The following is a 21,882-nucleotide window of genomic DNA, read 5'->3' as shown; positions in this document are numbered from 1 at the left end:
ATCCGGCGGGCAGGCCGTAGCGTGATCCGCACCCGTCCCGGGAGCCGAGCCGCGGACAGCCACGGAGGTGCCCTCGCCCATGCGGATCGCCACGACCATCTTCCTCACCGACCGGACCGTCACGCCTGTCCGCCTCGCCCACAGCCTGGAGGAGCGCGGCTTCCACGCCCTCTACCTGCCCGAGCACACCCACATCCCGGTCTCCCGCGACACCGAGGCGCCGATGGGCGGCGAACTCCCCGACGAGTACGGGCGCACCCTCGACCCCTTCGTCGCCCTCGCGCAGGCCGCCGCCGTCACCCGCCGCCTCCGCGTCGGCACCGGCATCACCCTGGTCGCCCAGCACGACCCGATCGTCCTCGCCAAGCAGGTCGCCACCCTCGACCACCTCTCCGGCGGCCGCCTCACCTTCGGCGTCGGCTACGGCTGGAACGTCGAGGAGGCCGCCGACCACGGCGTCGACTGGCGCACCCGCCGCGAACGCGTCCACGACCACCTCGCCCTCATGCGCACCCTCTGGGCCCCCGAACCCGCCGCCCACACCGGCCCGTACGCTTCTGTCAGCGCCAGCGCCGCCCACCCCAAGCCGGCCCAGACACCCCGCGAACTCACCCCGGGCCGACCCCTCCACGGCCCCCGCACCCTGCTCGGCGGGGCGGCGGGCCCGAAGCTCTTCGCGGCGATCGCCGCCCACGCCGACGGCTGGCTCCCCATCGGCGGAGGCGGCCTCACCGAATCCCTGCCGACACTGCGCCGAGTGTGGGAAGCCGAGGGGCGCGACCCCAAGGCCCTGCAGGTGGTCCCGTACGCGGTCCGCCCGAACCCGGGCAAGCTGGCGCACTACGCGGAACTCGGCATCGAGGAGGTCGTCCTGCAACTCCCGCCGGGGAGGGAGTCGGAGGTGCTGCGGACGTTGGACGAGTACGCGCAGTATCTGTGACGGGGTGGGGATGGGGCGGGAGCCGATAGGCCGGGTCGGAGGCGCGGCGGCGGGACGCGGGTGGGCGGGAGCCGCCCCGCCGTCGCGGTCCGGCCCCGATTCGGCGGCTCCTGTCCTCACCCGCGCCCAGCCCCGCGCCCCGCCGCCCCGGGTCGGGGCGCGGCCCTGTACTCCCCCGCCGTCGCTACTTGACTGCCGGCCCCTGCGGCAGCGTCTGCAGTGCCCCGCCCGCGCCTGCCAGTGAGGCGCTCGTGGACTTGGTGGCCGAGTCCGCCGCCGCGCCTGTCACCGCAAGGGCCGTCTTCGTGTCCTGTACGGCCTGGCCCGGGTGGTCGACGATGTCGCCGACGCGCTTCGCGAGGGGGGCGGCCGCCTGGAGGCTCGTACCGTCGGCGTGGGCGGCGCCGGCCGCCAGGCCGAGGGCGCCCGTCGAGAGGGCGAGGGCCGTGAGGCCGCGCTTCACGGCGTTCTTGGCGTGCTTGGCGTTCTGCGTGTTCTTGGCGCTCATGCCGCGTACAACGACCTGCCGGGCCCGGGGGTCACCCCCCGGGCCCGGCAGGGCCGTTGCGCGTGGGCCCGGTCAGTCTTCGACGACCAGGGCCGGCGTCGACTTGGTGAGGACCTCGCCGCGGAAGAAGGCGGGGCTGCGGCGTTCGGTGACGAGCATGACGCCCAGGCCGAGGACGAGGAGGCCGACGCCGATGACGAAGACGCTGCCGACGCCGAGGACGGTGGATCCCGATCCGTACGCCGGGTCCCACATGTCGACGAGGGTCTTGAGGAAGACGGCGGCCAGCAGGATCCCGCCCAGGAGGGGGAAGACGCCCTTGAAGAAGAGGTCGCGGGCGCTGCGCCGCAGTTCGGCGCGGAAGTACCAGGCGCAGGCGAAGGCGGTCAGCGAGTAGTAGAAGCAGATCATCAGGCCGAGCGCGAAGATCGTGTCGGTGAGGACGTTCTCGCTGACGAGGGTCATGACGGTGTAGAAGGCGCCGGTCGCGACGCCCGCCATGACGGTGGCGCGGCCCGGGGTCTTGAACTTCGGGTGGACCTTCGCGTACGCGGGCGGCAGCGCCTCGTACGCGGACATCGCGAGGACGGTGCGCGCCACCGGGATGAACGTGGTCTGGAGCGAGGCGGCGGCGGAGGCCAGGACCGCGATGAAGAGGAGGATGCCGAGGGCGGGGCCCATGACGGGGCCGGCGAGGGCGGCGAAGACGTTGTCGGAGGTCTCCGGGTTGGCGAGGCCGAGGCCCTTGTCGCCGGAGCCGACGGCCATCTGGGCGGCGATGCCGGTGGCCAGGTAGGAGCCGACCAGGACGACCATCGCGATGAGTGAGGCGCGGCCCGGGGTCTTGGCGGAGCCGGTGGTCTCCTCGTTGGTGGCGAGGCAGGCGTCCCAGCCCCAGTACATGAAGATCGAGAGGGAGAGGCCGGCGGTGAAGGCCGCCATGGACTCGACCGCGAAGGGGTTCATCCACTCCCAGGAGAAGTCGAGCCCGGTGTCGAAGCTGCCGGCGGACGCCTTCTGGAGGGCCATGGCGACGAAGACGGCGAGGACGACGAGTTGCAGGCCGACCAGGGTGTACTGGACGCCCTTGGTGGCGGTCATGCCGCGGTAGCTGATGGCGGTGGCGACGGCTATGAGGGTGAGGCAGGTGGCGATGTGGACGAGCTTGTTGTCGTCGAGGGCCGCGATCGAGGGGCTGCCGGTGATCTCGCCGGCCAGCAGCCAGAAGTAGGAGGTCGCCACTCCGGCCAGGTTGGACAGCACGATGATCGTGGCGATGACGAGGCCCCAGCCGCACATCCAGCCGATGCGCGGGCCGAAGGCCTTGACGGTCCAGGTGAAGGAGGTGCCGCAGTCGGGTACGGCCTTGTTGAGCTCGCGGTAGGCGAAGGCCACGAGGAGCATCGGGAGGAAGCCGGCCAGGAAGACGGCCGGCATCTGGACGCCGACCTCGCCGGCCGTCGAGCCGAGGGTGGAGGTCAGGCAGTAGACGGGGGCGACGGTGGAGACGCCGATGACGGCGCTGCCCACCAGTCCCACGGACCCCTTGCCGAGGCCCTTGCCGCGTACGTCGGTGACGTCGCGTGCCGTGTCTTCGGCCGCGGGCCGAACGTCCAGCTGAGTCATGCCAATGGACGTTAGAGCCTGCGGTTTCCACATCCGGAAGCCGAAAGTCCGGAATCTCCGAGTCCAATTGACCTTGGAATCCAGAGAGAGGGAAGGGGGCTGGGAAGCTTTGAAAGGCCTTCGCCCGGGCGTTACCCCCGGTTCACAGGACCCAGTCCGGCGGTTTCGGTATGCGGAAACCGTAGCCATGTCCGTTTTGCCGGATTGGAAATTTTCCCGCACCAGTTTTCCGCCCGCCCTGCGCCCCTCACCCCGCCCAGACGATCGCCTGCACCTCGCTGTACGCGTGCAGCGCGTACGAGCCCACGTCCCGCCCCACCCCCGAGCGCTTGAACCCGCCGAACGGCGCCTCCATGTTCCGCCCGACCGTGTTCACCCCCACCCCGCCCGCCCGCAGCCGCCGCGCCACGCGGAACGCGCGCGCCGCGTCCCGCGACCACACGTAGCTCAGCAGCCCGTAGTCGCTGTCGTTCGCCAGCGCCACCGCCTCGTCCTCGCCCCCGTCGAACGGCACCACCGACACGACCGGCCCGAAGACCTCCTCCCGGACCACCCGCATGTCCGCCGTGCAGTCCGCGAGCAGCGTCGGCGCCACGTAGAAGCCCCGGCCCCGGCTGCCGCCCGTACCGCCCCCGCCCGGGCCGACCGCCGGCCGCTGCCCGCCGTGCACGAGCCGGGCGCCCTCCTTGCGACCCAGCTCCACGTACGCCTCCACCCGGTCCCGGTGCGCGGCCGAGATCACCGGGCCGACGACCGTGCCCCGCTCCGCCGGGTGCCCGATCCGCAGGTGCGCCGCATACCCGGCCAGCTTCCCGACCAGCTCCCCGTACACCGACCGGTGCACGATGACCCGGGTCGGCGCGGTGCAGATCTGGCCGCTGTAGAAGGAGAACGTGGTGCCGATGCCGGCGACGGCCGCGTCCAGGTCGGCGTCGTCGAAGACGACCGCCGCCCCCTTGCCGCCGAGCTCCATCAGCTGCCGCTTCATCGTGCGGCCGCAGACCTCCGCGATGCGCTGCCCGACCGCGGTGGAACCGGTGAACGACACCATGTCGACGTGCCCGGACGCCACCAGGGCCTCCCCGACGGCCGCCGACTGCCCGCCGACGACGTTGACGACGCCCGCCGGGACCCCGGCCTCGGCGAGCGCCTCCGCCATCCGGAACACCGACAGCGGGTCCTGCGGCGCCGGCTTGACGACCACCGTGTTCCCCATGGCCAGCGCGGGCGCGACCTTGCCCGCCGGGTTGGCCCACGGGTTGTTGTACGAGGTGATGCAGGCGACCACACCGACCGGCTGCCGCACCTCCAGCGCCCCCAGGACCGCGGACCGCCCCATCGGCCCGGCCGCCGTGACCTGCGGCGGCAGCCCGCGCTCCACCGGTTCCAGGGCGCCCCGCGCGTACCGCCGGAACCGGGCGGCCCCCACACCCACCTGCATCGCGCGGGCCACCGCCGTCGGCGCGCCGCTCTCCGCCCGGGCCAGCTCCGACCACGGCTCGGACTCCCGCCGGATCACGTCGGCGGCCCGGTCCAGGATCCGCGCCCGCTCCTGCGGATCCGTCCGCGACCAGCCCTCGAACGCCGCGGCCGCCGCCGCGGCCGCCTCCTCCACCTGCGCCGGGGATGCCTCCGGGGCCAGGCCGACCACCGACTCGTCCGCCGGGTCGACGACCTCGTAGTGGCCGCCCGCCGGCTCGACCCACTCCCCGCCGATGAACAGCCGCCGGGCGCCGTCGCCGCGCTGCGCGCCGCTCACCGGGTCGCCACCGTCTCCGTGTCGCGGCCCGAGCGCAGCACCCGGCCCGGGACGGCGCCCGTCACCTCGTCGTCGCGGACCGTCTCCACACCGTTGACCCGCACCGAGACGATCCCCACGGCGCGCGCGTCGAGCCGCGGGCTGCCGCCGGGCAGGTCGTGGACGAGCGTCGCCGGGCCGGCGTCGATCCGCTCCGCGTCGAACAGCACCAGGTCCGCGTACGCGCCCTCCTCGATCCGGCCGCGCCCGCGCAGCCCGAACAGCCGGGCAGGGTCGTCGGACAGCATCCGCACCGCCTGCTCCAGCGGCACCAGGCGGCGTCCGCGCAGGCAGTCCCCGAGGAAGCGCGTCGTGTACGGGGCCCCGCACATGCGGTCCAGGTGCGCGCCGGCGTCGGAGCCGCCGAGCATGACGTCCTCGTGCTGCCAGGTCTGCGCGCGCAGCGCCCAGCTCGCCGGGTCGTTGTCGGTGGGCATCGGCCACAGCACCGTGCGCAGGTCGTCGTGGGAGCAGATCTCCACGAGGCAGGCGAAGGGGTCCCGGCCGCGTTCGGCGGCGACGTCGCGGACGACGCGGCCGGTGAGGCCCTCGTTCTCCTTGCTGTAGGTGTCGCCGATGACGTACCGCCCGAAGTCGGCGAGGCGGCGGAACACGCCCGCCTCGGGGCTGTCGGCGCGGCGCAGCATCTCCGCCCGGACGGCGGGGTCGCGCAGTTCGGCGATCCGCTCGGGGACGGGCAGGCCGAGGACGGCGCCCCAGCCGGGGATCAGGTTCAGTGCGCAGAACGAGCCCAGCGACATGTTCATGGGCGTGAGGATCGGCATGGTGAGGGCGACGATCCGCCCGCCGGCCCTGCGGGCGCGCTCGGAGGCGGCCAGCTGGCGGGGCACCCGGTCGGGGACGGCGGCGTCGATGGTGAGGACGTTCCAGTTCAGGGGCCGGCCGGCGGCGGCGCTCATGGCGACGAGCAGGTCGATCTCGGCGTCCGTGAAGCGGTCGAGGCAGCCGGCGACGATCGCCTCCAGCTGGGTGCCCTCGTGGTCGCCGACGGCGCGGGCGAGGGCGATCAGCTCGTCGGGGCGGGCGTGCCGGGAGGCGACGGGGGCGCCGTCGCCGTCGGAGTGGGTGGCGGACTGGGTCGTGGACAGGCCCCACGCGCCGGCGTCCATGGCCTCGTGGAGGAGGGCGGTCATCCGGTCGAGCTGGGCGGCGGTGGGCTGCCCGCCGACGGCGTCGGCGCCCATGACGTGGCGGCGCAGCGCGCAGTGGCCGACCATGAAGCCGGCGTTGACGGCGATGCGGCCCTCCAGGGCGTCGAGGTACTCGCCGAAGGTGGACCAGGTCCAGTCGACGCCGTCCTCCAGGGCCTGCAGGGACATGCCCTCGACCTTGCTCATCATGCGGCGCGTGTAGTCGGCGTCCTCGGGGCGGCCGGGGTGCAGCGGGGCGAGGGTGAAGCCGCAGTTCCCCCCGGCGACGGTGGTCACGCCGTGGTTCATGGAGGGCGTGGCGTACGGGTCCCAGAACAGCTGGGCGTCGTAGTGGGTGTGCGGGTCGACGAAGCCGGGGCACAGGACGAGGCCGGAGGCGTCCTCGGCGGTGCGGGCCGGCTCGGTGACGGTGCCGGGGGCCGCGACGGCGGCGATCAGGCCGCCGCGTATGCCGACGTCGGCGGTGCGGGCGGGGGCGCCGGTTCCGTCGACGACGGTCGCGCCCCTGATGAGGTGGTCGAGCATGTCGGTGACGTCCCTTCTCGGGCCTTCTCGGGCCTTCAGGCGCCTTCTCGGGCGTTCTCGCGCCTTCTCGGGCGTTCTCGCGCCTTCTCGGGCGTTCTCGCGCCCTCTCGGGTCGGCCGGCCGGAGCGGGAGGCAGGCCGCTGCTCCGCCCGCTCCGGCCGGGCATCGGGGCCCGGGGCTGTTCTCGCCGGGCCCCTGCCGGGGCGGCGGTCCGGGAAACCGCCGGCCCGGATCCTCAGGCGGCCTGCCGGAAGCGGGTGGTGCGGTGCACCGGGTCGGTGTCGATCTGCGGGATGACGTGCTCGCCGATCAGCTTGATCGTCGTCATGGTGTCCTCGTACGACACGCCCGTCGGCAGGCCGAAGGACAGCTGGTCGGCGCCGGCCTGCTCCCACCGCCGGCACTGCGCGAGGACCTCGGAGGGGTCGCCGCAGATCAGCAGCTCCTCGGCGATGAGGAGCTCGATGATCTCGGCGTTGTACTCCGGGAGGATCTCGGGCCACTGCGGGATCGCCTCGGGGCGCGGGAAGGTGTCGTGGTAGCGGAAGACGAGGGACTGGAAGCGGTTCATGTGCGCGTTGACGGCGATCTCGACGGCCTTGTCGTGGGTCTCGGCGCAGATCGCGGTCGAGGTGACCATGACGTTGTCGTTGACGAACGCGCCGATGGCCTCCGCCTCGCGGATCGCCGTCTTGTACTGGTCCAGCACCCACTCCATGTCGGAGACCTTCTGCACGCTGAAGCCGAGGACGCCGAGGCCCTTGCGGGCGGCCATCGCGTAGGAGGAGGGGGAGCCGGCGGCGTACCACATGGCCGGGTGGGCCTTGCCGTACGGCTTGGGGAAGACCTTGCGCGGGGGCAGCGACCAGTGCTTGCCCTGGAACCCCTCGTACTCCTCCTGGAGGAACATCTTGGGGAACTCCGCGATGGTCTCCTCCCAGATCTCCTTCGTGTGGTTCATGTCCGTGATGCCGGGCAGGAAGCCGAGGATCTCGTGGCTTCCGGCGCCGCGGCCGGTGCCGAACTCGAAGCGGCCCCGGGAGAGGTGGTCGAGCATGGTGACCTTCTCGGCCACCTTGACCGGGTGGTTGACCTGGGCGAGCGGGTTGAAGATGCCGGATCCGAGGTGGATGCGCTCGGTGGCGTGGGCGAGGTAGGCGAGGAAGACCTCGTTCGCCGACAGGTGGGAGTACTCCTCCAGGAAGTGGTGCTCGGAGGCCCAGGCGTACTTGAAGCCGGACTTGTCGGCCTGGATGACGTACTCGGTCTCCTCGACCAGTGCCCTGTGCTCCGCCGCGGGGTCGACCTCGGAACGCGCCTGGGGCACGTATCCCTGCACGAAGAGCCCGAATTCCAAGGGGGTTCACCGTCCTCATGTTTCTGACGCCTCGTCAGATCGGATGGGGTCGACTGTTCCACCGGGCGCGGGGGAGCGTCAATACTGACGGAGTGTCAGAATGTCGGGGGCCCCGGGTCACCCGTTCAGGAGCGGCCCCACCTCCGCCCCGAACGCCTCGATCTGGTCCACCAGCTCCGCCCGCCCCCGACTGCGGAACCGCACCTGGACCTGGTCCACGCCGATCGCCCCGTACTCCCGCAGCGACTCCGCCAGCGCCTCCGGCTTCCCCGACAGCGTCCGCCGGCCCACCCCCCACGCCGGCTCCCCCACGTACAGCGCCTCCGTGATCGCCCCGACCGTGAACGGGCCCGCCGCCCCCGCCGCCTCCCGCAACCCCCTGATCCGCGCGATCTGCGCCGGAAGCCGGTCCCGCGGATCACCCTGCGGCAGCCAGCCGTCCCCCCGCAGCGCCGCCCGCCGCACCGCCGCCGGCGACGAACCCCCCACCCACACCGGCACCCGCTCCTGCACCGGCCGCGGCAACTGCGCCAGATCCCGGAACGCGAACCGCTCCCCCTCGAACACCGGGTACTCCTCCGGGCCCAGTGCGGCACGCAGCGCGTCCACGCACTCGTCGAGCAGCGCCCCGCGCCCGGCGAAGTCGGCACCGACCGCCTCGAACTCCTCCCGCACGTGACCGGCGCCGACCCCCAGCACCAGGCGGCCGCCCGACAGGCGGTCCACCGTCGCATACTGCTTCGCCGCGGCCAGCGGATGCCGCAGCCCCACCACTGCGACATGGCTCAGCAGCCGCACCCGCTCCGTGATCCCGGCGAGGAACGCCAGCACCGCCACCGGGTCGTACCAGACCGCGCCCATCGCACCGGCGAGGCGGCGCGGTATCGCCACGTGGTCGCAGGTCGCGACGTACGCGAACCCCGCCCGGTCCGCCGCCCGCGCCGCCTCGGCCAGGTCCTCGGCGCCGGCCGAGGCCTCCCACGGCTCGGCGTACAGGGGGCTCTGCGACTGGACGGGCAGCTGCAACCCGTACACCAGCCGGCCCTCCGGAAACACGCGCACCGAACCCGCCATGCCACACCTCGCCTTCGTCCACGGCCCGCCGCCGTGCGGGCGACGGGGGACATCGTGGTAGCTGACGGGGCGTCAGACAAGGGGTGGGGGCTCGCGGGCAGGGCAGGCAGGGCAGGGCGGGGCAGGGCGGGGCAGGGCTCCGGACAGGGCAGGGCGGCGAAGGGGTCAGAATCCCCGGGGGCCCATGGCGATCACCGGCTTCGCCGCCGGGTCCAGGACGGTCAGGAGCCGCGCCATGGCCTCCTTCGAGATGCCGACACAGCCCTGGGAGGGGCCGTCGTGGTCCACGTGCAGCCAGATGTTCCCGCCCTTGGCCGCGCCTTCCGGTTTCACCGGGTCGAGGGGCGACGTCCCCCGCCGACGGTTGAAGTCGATCGCGATGACGTAGTCGAAGGACCCCTCCAGCGACTCGCCCTCCACGCCGTGCCCCGACGCCACGAAGGCCCGGCTGCGGTCGTACGGCAACCGCGTGCCCGGCGGCTTCGGCAGCAGACCACCCGCATCGCTCAGCGAGAACACCCCTTCGGGGGACGTCAGATCACCGTACCGGCGGTCCGCGGACCACCCCTTCGCGCCGTTCCGCGCGGGCCAGCTCTCCGCGAGCACCCAGTCGGCACCGGCGGCGGGCCGGGTGTAGAGCGCCGCTGTGGCGTGCGAGGAGTCCCGGCCGTGGCCCGTCACCAGGACCAGCTGCCGCGACTCGGCCGGGATCCGCGCCACCGTCCGCTCGCTCACCCCGGACAGCCCTTGCAGGGGGTCCCGTTCCCGCGCCCGCACGACGCGGCCCTCCTGCGCGGCGGGGGGCCGGTCGTCGGATCTGTACGCCCGCGCCTCGGTGGCCCCGGAAACGCCGTCGACGGCATGAACCCAGGCCGCAGTGCAGGCCAGAAGACCGAGGGCAGCACCGGCACCGGCGCGCTTGACCGTACGGGACCGCAGGGAGCCGGCCCGGAGACGCTTGCTCATTCCCCCGACCGTACACAGAACGCACCCGGGAGGTGACACGGCGTGGACGGCGCGGCGGGGAGAGGAAGGGGGAGTAGGCGGACGGGAGTGGCGGATGGGGTGGGGGTGGGGGCGGGGGTTGATGGATCGGGGTCGGGAGATGGACGGCGGGAGTGGGGTTCGGCGGGAGCCGATCGGTCGGGGTCGGTAGTGGTACTGGGGGTGTCCCGGGCAGTTGATGGTGTCCGGGGCGGGCCGGTCCCTCAAGGGCGCGCCCGTTGGGCGCGTCGCTGCGCGATGGCCCTTCGGGCCACCCTTGACCGACCGACCCGCCCCGGAGGCATTTTTTCTGCCGGGACGCCCCCAGGGGAACGGCCAGGGGGTACCTGGACCATTCAGGGCCATCAGAGCCGCCGCCCTCCCGCCCCGCGGGCCGCGTCCCGTCCCACCGGCATCAGCAGACCTGTCGGCGGGAGCCCGGGTGGGCTGTGACGTGGGGAAACGATGTCCAGGGCGTCATCCGGAGACAGGAGCGCGTCGGATCGCTACGTGGGCGCCCTCGGCTCAGCGTCCGACGGCCGTCAGGGGCCGGGCAGCGCTGCAGATCGCTACAGGGGCGCCGTCGGCTCAGCGACTGATCGCAGGATTGCAGGGGGCGGGGGCGGAAGGGGCCTTCTGCCGCCAGACGCCGGTATACGAGGAGGGGGGAGCGGGCAGGTGGCGCTTCGCCGCCCCCGACGGCCTTCAGCCGCCACAGGATGAGCAGCACGGAGCGAGCCGGTGCGCTTCGCCGCCCCGGACGGCAGCCGGACGCCGACGTGAGAGGAGCGCGCAGCGAGGTGGGGCGCTTCGCGGCCCCAAGTGGCGGCCGGACGCCGTGCAGACGGAGGCGTATAGCGATCTGTCGCGCCGCCCCGGCCCCTGACGGCCGTCGGCCGCTGAGCCGAGAGCGCCCACGTAGCGATCCGGGGCGCTTCTGTCTGCGGATGATGCTCTGGACGTCGTTTCACGACGTCACGGCCTTCCCGAGCTCCCGTCGACGGGACGGCTGATGCCTGTGGGTGGGATGCGGCCGCCGGGGCGGGAGGGGAGGGTCTCTGATGGCCCCTTGCGGCTCGTGGTCCTCCAGGCCGTCCCTCCCCCTGGGGGCTTCCCGGCAGCTCTTTGTCTTTCCGGTGCGGGTCGGTTTGTCAAGGGTGGCCGCAAGGCCATCGCGCAGCGACGCGACCAACGGGAGCGCCCTTGACAAGCCGGTCCGCGCCGGAACGACAATGGGCAGCCGGGACGCCCCCAGAACGCCACCGTCCCCGAGTCGCCGGCTCCCGTCTTCCGCCGGCCCGCCGTCGCCTCTCCGACGCCGAGCCCCTCCCTCCCGGACTTCCCCCCTCCTCCGACGCTTCCGTCGCCCTCGGCCCCTCTTCCCCTCCTCCGCCCCCGTCGTACGCTGGGATGATGAGAACTCCCAGGCACGCAGCGCGCATTGTCGTTTTGGATCCCGAGGGGGCCGTGTTCCTGTTTCGGGAGAACAACGTCGAGGTCGGGATCCACTGGCTGCCGCCCGGTGGGGGCATCGATCCGGGGGAGACTCCCGAGCAGTGTGTGCGGCGGGAGTTGCGGGAGGAGACCGGGTGGACCGATCTCCGGCCTCAGCGGCTGCTGTGCACCTGGGAGCACGACTTCACCCACCAGGGCGTCCGCGTCCGCCAGTACGAGCACATCTACGTCACCTCCGGGCCGCGGCGGGAGCCCGTGCCGGAGGATCCGCGGGCCCACTGGCGGTGGTTGTCGCCCGATGCGCTGGCCGGGCTCGGGGAGCCGTCGTGGCCGCCGCGGCTGGCGGAGCTGCTGGCCCGCGGGGCGGTCGAGCCGGTGCACCTGGGGCTGGTGGGCTGAGCCCTCGCCCTGCGGGGCCGGGCGGGCGCGGGCGCGCCGCGGCCGGCGCGCCCCGGCTCCGTCAGCTGCCCGTCGCCGTTGCCCTGGCGTACAGGGTCGCCGCGTAGTCACCGAGGACGGTGCTCGTGGAGACGTCGTCCGTGTCGCCGCCCGTGAGGATGCCGATGATGCGGCCGTCGCGGGCGATCCAGGCGCTGCCGCTCGTGCCGCTCGGGAATCCCGCGCAGTCGAAGCGCTGGCGGGTCGGGGTTTCGCGTACGGCGGCGGCGGTGCAGGTGTGGGGGGCCTTGCGGTCGGCCGGGTAGCCGGTGACGGTGACCTGTTCGCCGGCGCGGCCCGTGGTGTCGAGGGGCGCGCCGCCGGTGACGTCCTCGATGTTGCGGCCGGAGGCGTCGGGGGCGAGGCGTACGAAGGCGAGGTCGTAGTCGTCGTCGGCGCCCCCGTCCCAGCGGGGGTCTTCGAAGACCTCCTCGATCTTCCAGGTGCCGTACGGGGTGGTGCCGCCCGCGTACGCGGGTGCGAAGACGGCGCCCTGGCCGGTGGGCTTGCCGGCGAGGAGGCAGTGGCCGGCGGTGACGATGAGGTTCCTGCCGGGGCTCTGCACGACGGTGGCGGTGCAGAAGTGGCGGCCCTGCACAGCGCCCTCGAACAGGGCTCCGGTGAAGGCGGCCGGGGTACCGGGGGCGGGGGTGCCGGGGGCCGCGAGCTGCGGTTGCTTCGCGGATTGCGGGAGCGAAGTCGGGCTGGGGGTGGGCTCGGCGGCGGGGGCGGCTGCGATGCGCGGTGCGGGGCTGCCGCCCGGGTCGGGGACGACCTTCGTCATGGCCGCTGACGCGCCGATTGCCGCTATGGCGCACAACACGCCGGTCACCAGGTTCCGCTTGTCCACCGCTGCCCACCCCTTCAGCTTTGCTCTGGCGAAGCATGCCTGGGGGTGGGGGCCTGTCGCAAGGGGCTGCCCGGCCATGCCGGGGCCGGGGCGGGCGGTGCGGGTTCAGGCGCCCGGCCAGAGGCCTTCGGGGGTGAGGCCGAGGAGGTCGATGGCGTTGCCGCGGACGATGCGTTCGACGGTGTCGGGGGCGAGGTGGCCCATCTGGGCCTCGCCGACTTCGCGGGACTTGGGCCAGGTGGAGTCGGAGTGCGGGTAGTCGGTCTCGTACAGGACGTTGCCGACGCCGATGGCGTCGAGGTTGCGCAGTCCGAAGGCGTCGTCGAAGAAGCAGCCGTGGACGTGCTCGGCGAAGAGTTCGGACGGCGGGCGCAGCACCTTGTCGGCGACGCCGCCCCAGCCGCGGTTCTCCTGCCAGACGGTGTCGGCGCGTTCCAGGATGTACGGGATCCAGCCGATCTGGCCTTCGGCGTACATGATCCGCAGGTTCGGGAAGCGTTCGAACTTGCCGCTCATCAGCCAGTCGACCATGGAGAAGCAGCAGTTGGCGTAGGTGATGGTGGAGCCGACGGCGGGCGGGGCGTCGGCGGAGGTGGAGGGCATGCGGGAGGAGGAGCCGATGTGCATGGCGATGACGGTGCCGGTCTCGTTGCACGCGTCGAGGAAGGGGTCCCAGGCGTCGGTGTGGATGGAGGGCAGGCCGAGGTGCGGGGGTATCTCGGAGAAGGCGACGGCGCGGACGCCGCGGGCGGCGTTGCGGCGGACCTCGGCGGCGGCGAGGGCGGCGTCCCACAGGGGGACGAGGGTGAGGGGGATGAGCCGGCCGCGGGCGTCGGGGCCGCACCACTCCTCCACCATCCAGTCGTTGTAGGCGCGGACGCAGAGGAGGCCGAGGTCGCGGTCGCGGGCCTCGGTGAAGGTCTGGCCGCAGAAGCGCGGGAAGGTGGGGAAGCACAGTGCGGACTGGACGTGGTTGGCGTCCATGTCGGCGAGGCGTTCGGGGACGGAGTGGGAGCCGGGGCGCATCTGCCCGTAGGTGATGACCTCCAGGCGGATCTCGTCGCGGTCGAAGCCGACGGCGGTGTCGAGGCGGGTGAGGGGGCGGTGGAGGTCCTCGTAGACCCACCAGTCGCCGAGGGGTCCGTCGTCGCCGGGTGCGCCCATGACCGGGGCGAACCTCCCGCCGAGGAAGGTCATTTCCTTCAGGGGGGCGCGGACGATGCGGGGGCCGGTGTCGCGGTACCGGGACGGGAGCCGGTCCTGCCAGACGCGAGGGGGTTCGACCGTGTGGTCGTCCACCGAAATGATCCTCGGGAAGGTCTCCATGGGGCCCACGGTAGCGCTGATCTGACGCACCGTCAGCTACTTGGGGGGTGATCGGCCCGACACGGGCTGACGGGTACGTCCGAGACAGGGCAGACTGACCCTTACACCGACGGAAGGCAGGGGAGGACGACCGATGGACGGCATACCGGCCATCCCGCAGCAGCGGAACCACCCCGAGGCAGCCCGGCGCACCCCCGGGGCCGCCCGGACCGCCCCCGGGCCGAAAGCCGCCGCGCCCGCCCCAAAGGCGTGCCCCGCCGCGCCCGAACCCGCGCCGCCCGCACCCGCGGCGCCGGACGCCGCGTCGCCCGCCGCACCGCCCGCGGGCGCGGGGGCCGGCGCCGGGTCGCGCTTCGCCGTCCTCGGTCCGATCCGCGCCTGGCGCGACGGCACGGCCCTCCCCTCCGGCACCCCGCAGCAGCGCGCCCTCCTCGCGGTCCTCCTGCTCCGCGACGGCCGCACCGCCACCGCCCGCGAGCTGATCGACGCGATCTGGGGCGACGACCCGCCCCAGCAGGCCCTCGCCACCATCCGCACCTACGCCTCCCGCCTGCGCAAGATCCTCGAACCGGGCACCCTCGTCACCGAGTCCGGCGGCTACGCCGTCCACACCCCGCCCGGCACCCTCGACCTCGCCCTCGCGCGCGGCCTCGCCGCCGACGCCGAGCGGGCCCGCACCGCCGGCGACCGCGACCACGCCCGCACCCTGCTCTCCCGCGCCCTCGACCTGTGGGACGGCGAACCCCTCGCCGGCGTCCCCGGCCCGCACGCCGAGACCGAGCGCACCCGCCTCGCGGAATGGCAGCTCCAACTGCTGGAGGCCCGCCTCGACCTCGACCTGGAGGTCGGCCACCACGCCGAGGCCGTCTCCGAGCTCACCGCCCTCACCGCCGCCCACCCCCTGCGGGAGCGCCTGCGCGAGCTGCTGATGCTCGCCCTCTACCGCAGCGGCCGCCAGGCCGAGGCCCTCGCCGTCTACGCCGACACCCGCCGGCTCCTCGCCGACGAACTCGGCGTCGACCCCCGCCCCGAGCTGTCCGCACTCCAGCAGCGCATCCTGCGCGCCGACGCCGAACTCGCCCGCGCCGAGGCGCCGCCGGCCGCCGCGGCCCCCGTCCACGTACGGCCCGCGCAGCTGCCCGCCACCGTCCCCGACTTCACCGGGCGCACCACCTTCGTCTCCGAGCTCCGCGAGATCCTCTCCGCCGCCGACGGGCAGGTCATGGCCGTCTCCGCGCTCGCCGGGATCGGCGGCGTCGGCAAGACCACCCTCGCCGTGCACGTCGCGCACGCCGCCCGCCCGCACTTCCCCGACGGGCAGCTGTACGTCGACCTCCAGGGCACCGAGCCCCGCCCGGCCGAGCCCGTCGCCGTCCTCGGCTCGTTCCTGCGGGCGCTGGGCACCCCCGACACCGCCATCCCGGACACCGCGGACGAGCGGGCCGCGCTCTACCGCTCCGCCCTCGACGGCCGCCGCGTGCTCGTCCTCCTCGACAACGCCCGCGACGCGGCCCAGGTCCGCCCGCTGCTGCCGGGCACCGCGGGCTGCGCCGCCCTCGTCACCAGCCGGGTCCGCATGGCGGGCCTCGCCGGCGCCCACCTCGTCGACCTGGACGTGATGAGCCCCGAGGAGGCCCTCCAGCTGTTCACCCGGATCGTCGGCGCGGAGCGGGTCGGCGCCGAGCGGCAGGCCGCCCTCGACGTCGTCGGCGCCTGCGGCTTCCTGCCGCTCGCGATCCGGATCGCCGCCTCCCGCCTCGCCGCGCGCCGCACCTGGACGGTGTCCGTGCTCGCCGCGAAGCTCGCCGACGAGCGCCGCCGCCTCGACGAGCTCCAGGCCGGCGACCTCGCCGTCAAGGCCACCTTCGAGCTCGGCTACGGGCAGCTGGAGCCCGCCCAGCAGCGCGCCTTCCGCCTCCTCGGCCTCGCCGACGGCCCCGACATCTCCCTCGCCGCGGCCGCCGCCGCCCTCGACCTGCCCGAACACGACACCGAGGACCTGCTGGAGGCTTTAGTCGACTGCTCCCTGCTGGAGTCGGCGGCGCCCGGCCGCTACCGCTTCCACGACCTCGTACGCCTCTACGCGCGTGCCTGCGCCGAGCGCGACGAGCCGGACCCCGCCGAGCGGGACGCCGCCCTGGACCGGCTGCTGGACTTCTATCTGGCGACCGCCTCCGCCGTGTACGCCGTCGAACGGCCCGGCGACCGGCTTCCCGCCCACCTCGCCGCCACCGCCCACCCCGGCCTCGCCTTCACCGAGCCGCGCGCAGCCCTGGACTGGCTGTACGCCGAAGCCGACCCGCTGCTGGCCTGCGTACGCCAGTCCGCCCTGCGCACCACCGGCCGCGCCGACGTCCTGCGCCGGGCCGTCGACCTGCTGTGGGCGGCCAAGGACCTCACCGAGTCCGGCGCCAACTCCAAGCAGTACGAGTCCGCCGCGGTCGCCCTGCGCGACGCGGCGCGCGCCGCGAAGGACCCGCACGCCGAGGGCCGCGCCCGCACCGCGCTGACCAACGTCCACCTGGTCGCCGGCCGGTTCGCGGAGGCCGACGACGAGGCCCGGCAGGCGATGGTCCTGGCCCGCGAGGCCGGCGACCCCCTGCCCAGCTGCTGGGCGCCGAACGACCGCGGCATCATCGCCCTCTACCAGGGCCGCCACGCCGACGGCGAGCGGTACCTGCTGGAGGCCATCGACAACTTCCGGGCCGACGCCAACCACATCGGCGAGGCCAGCGCCCTGTGCAACCTGTCCCGCATCCACGTCGAGCTGGGCCGCCTCGCCAGCGCCATCGACCTCGCCGAGCAGGGCATCGCCATATACGACCGGATGGGCCTGACCCTGCGCCTGGCCAACGGCCGGTACGCCCTCGGCATCGCCCTCACCCAGGCCGGCCGGCTCTCCGAGGCGCTGACGCAGCTCACCGAGGCGCTCGCCCTGTTCCACGACAACCGCCAGCCGCTGTGGGAGGGCGTCACGCACTTCCGGCTCGCGGAGGCGCACCTGGCGGCGCGCCGGCCGACGCTGGCCGCCGCCCACGCCGAGCAGGCCATCGCGCTGCGCGGGATCGGCGGCGAATGGCGCCGGGCGACGGTCCTGACGGTGCTGGGCAGGGCCCTGCACGGGCTGGGGCAGCGGGACCGGGCCCGGGCCTGCTGGCGGGACGCCGAGGCCGTGTTCGCGGGGCTCGGGTCGCCGGAACTCGCCGAGGTGCGGGCCCTTCTGTCGTCGGAGATCGCTGCCTGACCGCCCGGCTCGGGCCGCGGCCCGGGGCGCCGTACGGAGGCATTCATCGTTCGTTTATCGCCGTCCGACACGATGGATGCATCGACTCACCGCGTCGGGGGGCGCGGGAGTCCTGTTGGACCGCCCGTTCGGCGGTCCGCGGGGGAATCGCCGAACGGGCCCAGCAATCCATCAGGAGATCCGATGACGACGAACGAGAACGTCCTGCCGAACGAGAGTGACATCATCCCGCTCGACAACCACGCGTCGGGCATCGGGATCAAGCCCGTCGAGGGGACCGCCGCGACGGACACCGACATCACGCCGATGGACAACCACGCTTCCGGCATCGCCATCAAGCCGGTCGACAAGCCGGCTGCGGACGAGGACATCGTGACGCTGGACAACCACGCGTCCAGCCCTCGCCCGTAGGCCGCACGGCGTCCCACGGGGGATACGGGGGGCGCACACGGGCCGCGGGAGCCGACGGGGGACGTCGGGCTCCCCCGGCCCAGGGGGGGACGGGGGAGCAAGGCCTCGCGGGGACCACGGGGGACACGGGGTCCCCGCGGGGAGCACGACACGGGGGAGCACGACACGGGGGAGCACGACACGGGGGAGCACGACACGGGGGAGCACGACACGGGGGAGCACGACACGGGGGGAGCACCGCCGCACCACGTACGACCGCACCACCGCACGGCCGGCCCGTCCGGCCGGTGACGGCGGCCGCGGTGGCCCGGAGGAGCCACCGCGGCCGCCGCACGTGCGCGTACCACCGCCGGGCCTGTTTAGGGTGGGGGCGTGTTCACCTCACAGGGTCCGAGCCTGCGCGAGCTCGCCGTCCAGGCCTTCTCCTCGGTCGAGCGGGGCTACGACCTCCTCGCGCCCAAGTTCGACCACACCCCCTTCCGCACCCCGGACCGCCTCCTCGACACCGTCGAGGAGGCCCTCGCGGCGTCGGAGGGGTCCTTCGGGGACGGCCTCGACGTCTGCTGCGGCACCGGGGCGGCGCTCGGCATGCTGACGCGGCTCTGCCGGGGCCGGGTCACCGGCGTCGACCTCAGCGCGGGCATGCTCGCCGAGGCGGAGCGCGCCCACGGCGCCGCCGACCGCGTCGACCTCGTGCGCGCAGACGCCCGCGCCCTGCCGGCCGGGCTGGCCGGCGGCTACGACCTGGCCGTCAGTTTCGGCGCGTTCGGGCACTTCCTGCCCGCCGAACGGCCCGCCCTGTTCTCCGGCGTGTACGGGGCGCTGCGCCCCGGCGGTGTGTTCGCGTTCCCGATCGGGGCGCCGCTGCCGCCGTCCTCGCCGCTGTGGTGGGCGGTGGCCGGCTTCGACGCGGTGATGCGGGTGCGGAACGCGGTGTGGCGGCCCCCGTTCGTCATGTACTACCGGACGTTCCCGTGGGGCGGGGTGCGCCGGGACCTGGCGGCCGCCGGGTTCGCGGTGGAGACGCTGCCGCTGGAGCACTTCGGCCGGCGCCCGGACGGCAGCCCCCGCTGGCGCCTGGTCCTGGCCCGCAGGCCGGGCGGGGCGCAGAGCTAGTGCTTGCCGCCCCGCCGGCTCAGGCGCCGGGGCGGGCGGTGCGCAGGGCGCGTTTGAGGACCTTGCCGCTTGCGTTGCGCGGGAGTTCGGCGAGGAACTCCACGGTTCGCGGCACCTTGTAGTTGGCCATCTCGCGGCGCGACCAGGCGATCAGGTCGTCGGCGGTGAGCGTCGAGCCGGGCCTGCGGACCGCGTACGCCTTGCCGACCTCGCCGAGGCGCGCGTCGGGGACGCCGACGACGGCGACGTCCGCGATGTCGGGGTGGAGGGCGAGGAGCTGCTCGATCTCGGCGGGGTAGGCGTTGAAGCCGCCGACGATGAACATGTCCTTGATGCGGTCGGTGATGCGCAGGTTCCCGGCGTCGTCCAGGACGCCGACGTCTCCGGTGCGCAGCCAGCCGTCGGGGGTGAGGGCGCGGGCGGTCTCCTCCGGGTCCTCGAAGTAGCCCTGCATGACCTGGTGGCCGCGGACGAGGACCTCGCCGGGCCGGCCGGCGGGCAGGGGGCGGCCGTCGGGGCCGGCGATGCGGACCTCGGTGCCGGGGACGGCGCGCCCGGAGGTGTTGGCGACGACGTCGTCGGGGTCGCCGCGGCGGCACATGGTGACGATGCCGGCGGCCTCGGAGAGCCCGTAGGCGGTGAGGACGGTGGCGATGCGGAGTTCGCCGCGGAGCCGTTCGACGAGGCGGAGGGGGACGACGGCGGCGCCGGTGACGACGAGGCGCAGCGCGGACAGGTCGTGCCGGTCGCGGTGGGGGTGGTCGAGGAGGGACTGGTGGAGGGTGGGCGGGCCGGGGAGGACGGAGATGCGTTCGGCGGCGATGTTGGCGAGGACGGTCCCGGTGTCGGAGACGGGCTGGGGGACCATCGTGGCGCCGCGCATGAGGCAGGCGAGGATGCCGGCCTTGTAGCCGAAGGTGTGGAAGAACGGGTTGACGATCAGGTAGCGGTCGCCGGCGCGGAGTCCGGCGAGCTCGCTCCACAGCTCGTAGCAGCGCAGGGACTGGGCGTGGGTGGTGACGGCGCCCTTCGGGCTTCCGGTGGTGCCGGAGGTGAAGACGATGTCGGAGGGGGCGTCGGGGCGGATGGCGTCGGCGCGGCGGCGGACCTCGGCGGCGGGGACGGTGTCGCCGGAGGCGAGGAAGTCCTTCCAGGTGCGGAAGTCCTGCGGGGCGTCGTCGGCGAGGACGACGACCTGTTCGAGGTGCGGGAGCCCGGGCAGGGGGCCGCGGGCGGGGGCCGCCGCCGGCGGGCAGGCGGGGCCGGGGCGGTCGGCGGGGTCGGGGCGGTCGGCGGCGGCGCGGCGCAGGGAGGCCACGTAGGAGGTGCCGAGGAAGGTGCCGGTGACGAAGAGGAGCCTGGCCCGGCTGCGGTCGAGGACGTACGCGGCCTCGGCGCCCTTGAACCGGGTGTTCAGGGGGACGAGGACAGCGCCCGCGCAGACGGCGCCGAGGGCGCAGGTGATCCAGTCGGGGGTGTTGGGCGCCCAGACGGCGACGCGGTCGCCGGGGCGGATCCCGGCGGCGATGGCGGCGGCCGCGGCGCGCTCGACGCGCTCGCCGAGGGCCCGGTAGGTGAGGCGGGTACGGCCGTCGGCGACGGCCTCGCGGTCGGCGTGGCGGGCGGCGGCGTCGCGGACGAGCCCGGCGATGGTGCCCCAGCGGAGGTCGCCGCGGACGCCTTCGTCGGCGGGGGCGTCGGCGGGCCGGGGCCCGGGGGCGGGCGTACCGCCGCCCCGCGCCGCAGCCCCGTACGCCGTGCTGCCGTGCGTGTGCCCGCGGTCGGTGCTGCCTGCGCGCCGGTCCATCGTCCGCCTCCCCGCCACACCCATAGCTGACTGTTCGTCAGATTAGCTGTACCCTTCGCGGCTGTCAGCACTGGCGACGTCCCCCGGAGGCGGCGATGGCGGCAACCCTCAAGGACGCTACGGCGATCGTCGGCATCGGCCAGACGCCCTTCGCCAGACGCCTCCCCCAGTCCGAGAAGGAGCTGGCCTGCCGGGCGATCCTCGCCGCCCTCGACGACGCGGGCATCGCGCCCGGCGAGGTCGACGCGTTCGCCTCCTACACCATGGAGGAGACCGACGAGGTCGAGGTCGCCAAGGCCATCGGCGCCGGCGACGCCACCTTCTTCTCCAGGGTCGGCTACGGCGGCGGCGGCTCCTGCGCCACCATCGGCCACCTCGCCGCCGCCATCGCCACCGGCCAGGCGAGCGTCGGTGTGGCCTGGCGTTCCCGCAAGCGCGGCTCCGGCCCCCGCCCCTGGACCAACACGGCCGTGCAGCTCCCCACGCCCGGCCAGTGGACGCGCCCCTTCGGGCTGCTGCGCCCCGCCGACGAGATCGCCATGCTGGCCCGCCGCTACATGCACGAGTACGGCGCCACCCGCGACCACCTCTTCAACGTGGCCATGGCCTGCCGCAACCGGGCCAACGAGAACCCCGCCGCGATCATGTACGAGCGGCCGCTGACCCGCGAGATGTACATGACCTCCCGCATGGTCAGCGAGCCGCTGTGCCTCTTCGACAACTGCCTGGAGACCGACGGCGCCCTCGCCTGCGTCGTCGTCTCCGCCGCCCGCGCCCGCGACTGCCGCCACCGGCCCGTCCACGTCCACGCCGCCGCGCAGGGCCTGCCCTCCCAGCACCACGGCATGGTCAACTACTGGAACGACGACCCCCTGTCCGGCCCCGCCTGGACGGCCGCCCGCCACCTGTGGAAACGGGCCGACTTCGGCCCGCAGGACGTCGACACCGCCCAGATCTACGACGCCTTCACCCCGCTCGTCCCCCTCTCCCTGGAGGGCTACGGCTTCTGCGGGCGCGGCGAGGGCGGCGCCTTCACCGAGGGCGGCGCCCTGGAGACGGGCGGCCGGCTCCCGATCAACACGGGCGGCGGCGGCCTGTCGGAGGCGTACGTGCACGGCTTCAACCTGATCACCGAGGGCGTCAAGCAGCTCCGCGGCACCTCCACCGCCCAGGTGCCGGACGCCCGGACCTGCCTGGTGACCGCGGGCGAGGGCGTCCCCACGTCCGCGATCCTGCTGCGCGCCTGACGGC

The 21,882-nt window shown here is 74.2% G+C and carries 16 protein-coding genes; 6 read left to right on the top strand and 10 right to left on the bottom strand.

Annotated elements, in window-relative coordinates:
• The first annotated feature begins 79 nt into the window (after positions 1–79).
• Entirely contained in the window at positions 80–940 is an 861-nt protein-coding gene (locus tag MUK52_RS18550; protein ID WP_284578388.1) for a TIGR03619 family F420-dependent LLM class oxidoreductase, read from the top strand.
• 184 nt (positions 941–1,124) lie between these two features.
• On the opposite strand, the gene MUK52_RS18545 is transcribed toward MUK52_RS18550, so the two are convergent.
• From MUK52_RS18545 to MUK52_RS18515, 7 genes are all read right to left on the bottom strand, one after another.
• Entirely contained in the window at positions 1,125–1,448 is a 324-nt protein-coding gene (locus MUK52_RS18545) for a hypothetical protein (RefSeq protein ID WP_246042718.1), read from the bottom strand.
• Between the two features lie 72 nt (positions 1,449–1,520).
• Positions 1,521–3,074 (bottom strand): APC family permease, encoded by a 1,554-nt coding sequence (locus MUK52_RS18540; RefSeq protein ID WP_114057950.1) that lies wholly within the window; start codon positions 3,072–3,074, stop codon positions 1,521–1,523.
• A 247-nt stretch (positions 3,075–3,321) separates the two neighbouring features.
• Entirely contained in the window at positions 3,322–4,833 is a 1,512-nt protein-coding gene (locus MUK52_RS18535) for an aldehyde dehydrogenase family protein (protein ID WP_284578384.1), read from the bottom strand.
• Positions 4,830–6,569 (bottom strand): N-acyl-D-amino-acid deacylase family protein, encoded by a 1,740-nt coding sequence (locus MUK52_RS18530; protein WP_284578382.1) that lies wholly within the window; start codon positions 6,567–6,569, stop codon positions 4,830–4,832. Before MUK52_RS18530 ends, MUK52_RS18535 begins: the two co-directional genes overlap by 4 nt.
• A 235-nt stretch (positions 6,570–6,804) precedes the next feature.
• Positions 6,805–7,926, bottom strand: coding sequence for an LLM class flavin-dependent oxidoreductase (locus MUK52_RS18525; RefSeq protein ID WP_114057953.1), 1,122 nt, complete (start codon positions 7,924–7,926; stop codon positions 6,805–6,807).
• Between the two features lie 117 nt (positions 7,927–8,043).
• Positions 8,044–9,000, bottom strand: coding sequence for a TIGR03619 family F420-dependent LLM class oxidoreductase (locus MUK52_RS18520; RefSeq protein WP_284578378.1), 957 nt, complete (start codon positions 8,998–9,000; stop codon positions 8,044–8,046).
• A 165-nt stretch (positions 9,001–9,165) separates the two neighbouring features.
• Positions 9,166–9,966: a hypothetical protein gene (locus tag MUK52_RS18515; protein ID WP_114057954.1), complete on the bottom strand. Its 801-nt coding sequence runs from the start codon at positions 9,964–9,966 to the stop codon at positions 9,166–9,168.
• 1,485 nt (positions 9,967–11,451) lie between these two features.
• On the opposite strand from MUK52_RS18515, the gene MUK52_RS18510 reads away from it, so the two are divergent.
• On the top strand, positions 11,452–11,838 hold the full coding sequence (locus MUK52_RS18510; protein WP_472914338.1) for an NUDIX domain-containing protein: 387 nt from the start codon (positions 11,452–11,454) through the stop codon (positions 11,836–11,838).
• A 61-nt stretch (positions 11,839–11,899) separates the two neighbouring features.
• Here MUK52_RS18510 and MUK52_RS18505 read toward each other — a convergent pair whose 3' ends face one another.
• Together MUK52_RS18505 and MUK52_RS18500 are read right to left on the bottom strand one after the other, a co-directional pair.
• Positions 11,900–12,727: a trypsin-like serine peptidase gene (locus MUK52_RS18505; RefSeq protein ID WP_284578374.1), complete on the bottom strand. Its 828-nt coding sequence runs from the start codon at positions 12,725–12,727 to the stop codon at positions 11,900–11,902.
• 105 nt (positions 12,728–12,832) lie between these two features.
• Complete coding sequence (locus tag MUK52_RS18500) at positions 12,833–14,053, bottom strand: amidohydrolase family protein (protein WP_428985467.1); 1,221 nt, start codon at positions 14,051–14,053, stop codon at positions 12,833–12,835.
• Between the two features lie 133 nt (positions 14,054–14,186).
• On the opposite strand from MUK52_RS18500, the gene afsR reads away from it, so the two are divergent.
• The 3 genes from afsR to MUK52_RS18485 all read left to right on the top strand — a co-directional run bounded on the left by afsR (position 14,187) and on the right by MUK52_RS18485 (position 18,824).
• On the top strand, positions 14,187–17,297 hold the full coding sequence (afsR, locus tag MUK52_RS18495; RefSeq protein WP_246042721.1) for an SARP-family global regulator AfsR: 3,111 nt from the start codon (positions 14,187–14,189) through the stop codon (positions 17,295–17,297).
• A gap of 183 nt (positions 17,298–17,480) precedes the next feature.
• A complete protein-coding gene (locus MUK52_RS18490) occupies positions 17,481–17,708 on the top strand; it encodes a hypothetical protein (RefSeq protein WP_114057957.1) in 228 nt (75 codons plus the stop codon).
• 372 nt (positions 17,709–18,080) lie between these two features.
• Positions 18,081–18,824 (top strand): class I SAM-dependent methyltransferase, encoded by a 744-nt coding sequence (locus MUK52_RS18485; protein ID WP_114057958.1) that lies wholly within the window; start codon positions 18,081–18,083, stop codon positions 18,822–18,824.
• Between the two features lie 19 nt (positions 18,825–18,843).
• On the opposite strand, the gene MUK52_RS18480 is transcribed toward MUK52_RS18485, so the two are convergent.
• Positions 18,844–20,631, bottom strand: a complete 1,788-nt coding sequence (locus MUK52_RS18480) for a fatty acid--CoA ligase family protein (protein WP_284578369.1) — start codon at positions 20,629–20,631, stop codon at positions 18,844–18,846.
• A 95-nt stretch (positions 20,632–20,726) separates the two neighbouring features.
• Here MUK52_RS18480 and MUK52_RS18475 point away from each other — a divergent pair, with 95 nt between their 5' ends.
• Positions 20,727–21,878 carry a lipid-transfer protein gene (locus MUK52_RS18475; protein ID WP_114057960.1) on the top strand — a complete coding sequence of 384 codons (1,152 nt, stop codon included), beginning with the start codon at positions 20,727–20,729 and terminating at the stop codon, positions 21,876–21,878.
• Positions 21,879–21,882 lie beyond the last annotated feature (4 nt).

It is taken from the genome of Streptomyces sp. 2P-4 (genome assembly GCF_030167965.1).
In the GTDB taxonomy this organism is placed as follows: domain Bacteria; phylum Actinomycetota; class Actinomycetes; order Streptomycetales; family Streptomycetaceae; genus Streptomyces; species Streptomyces globosus_A.
Note: the sequence above shows the minus strand (reverse complement) of the source record. Positions and strands in the feature narration are given on the sequence as shown.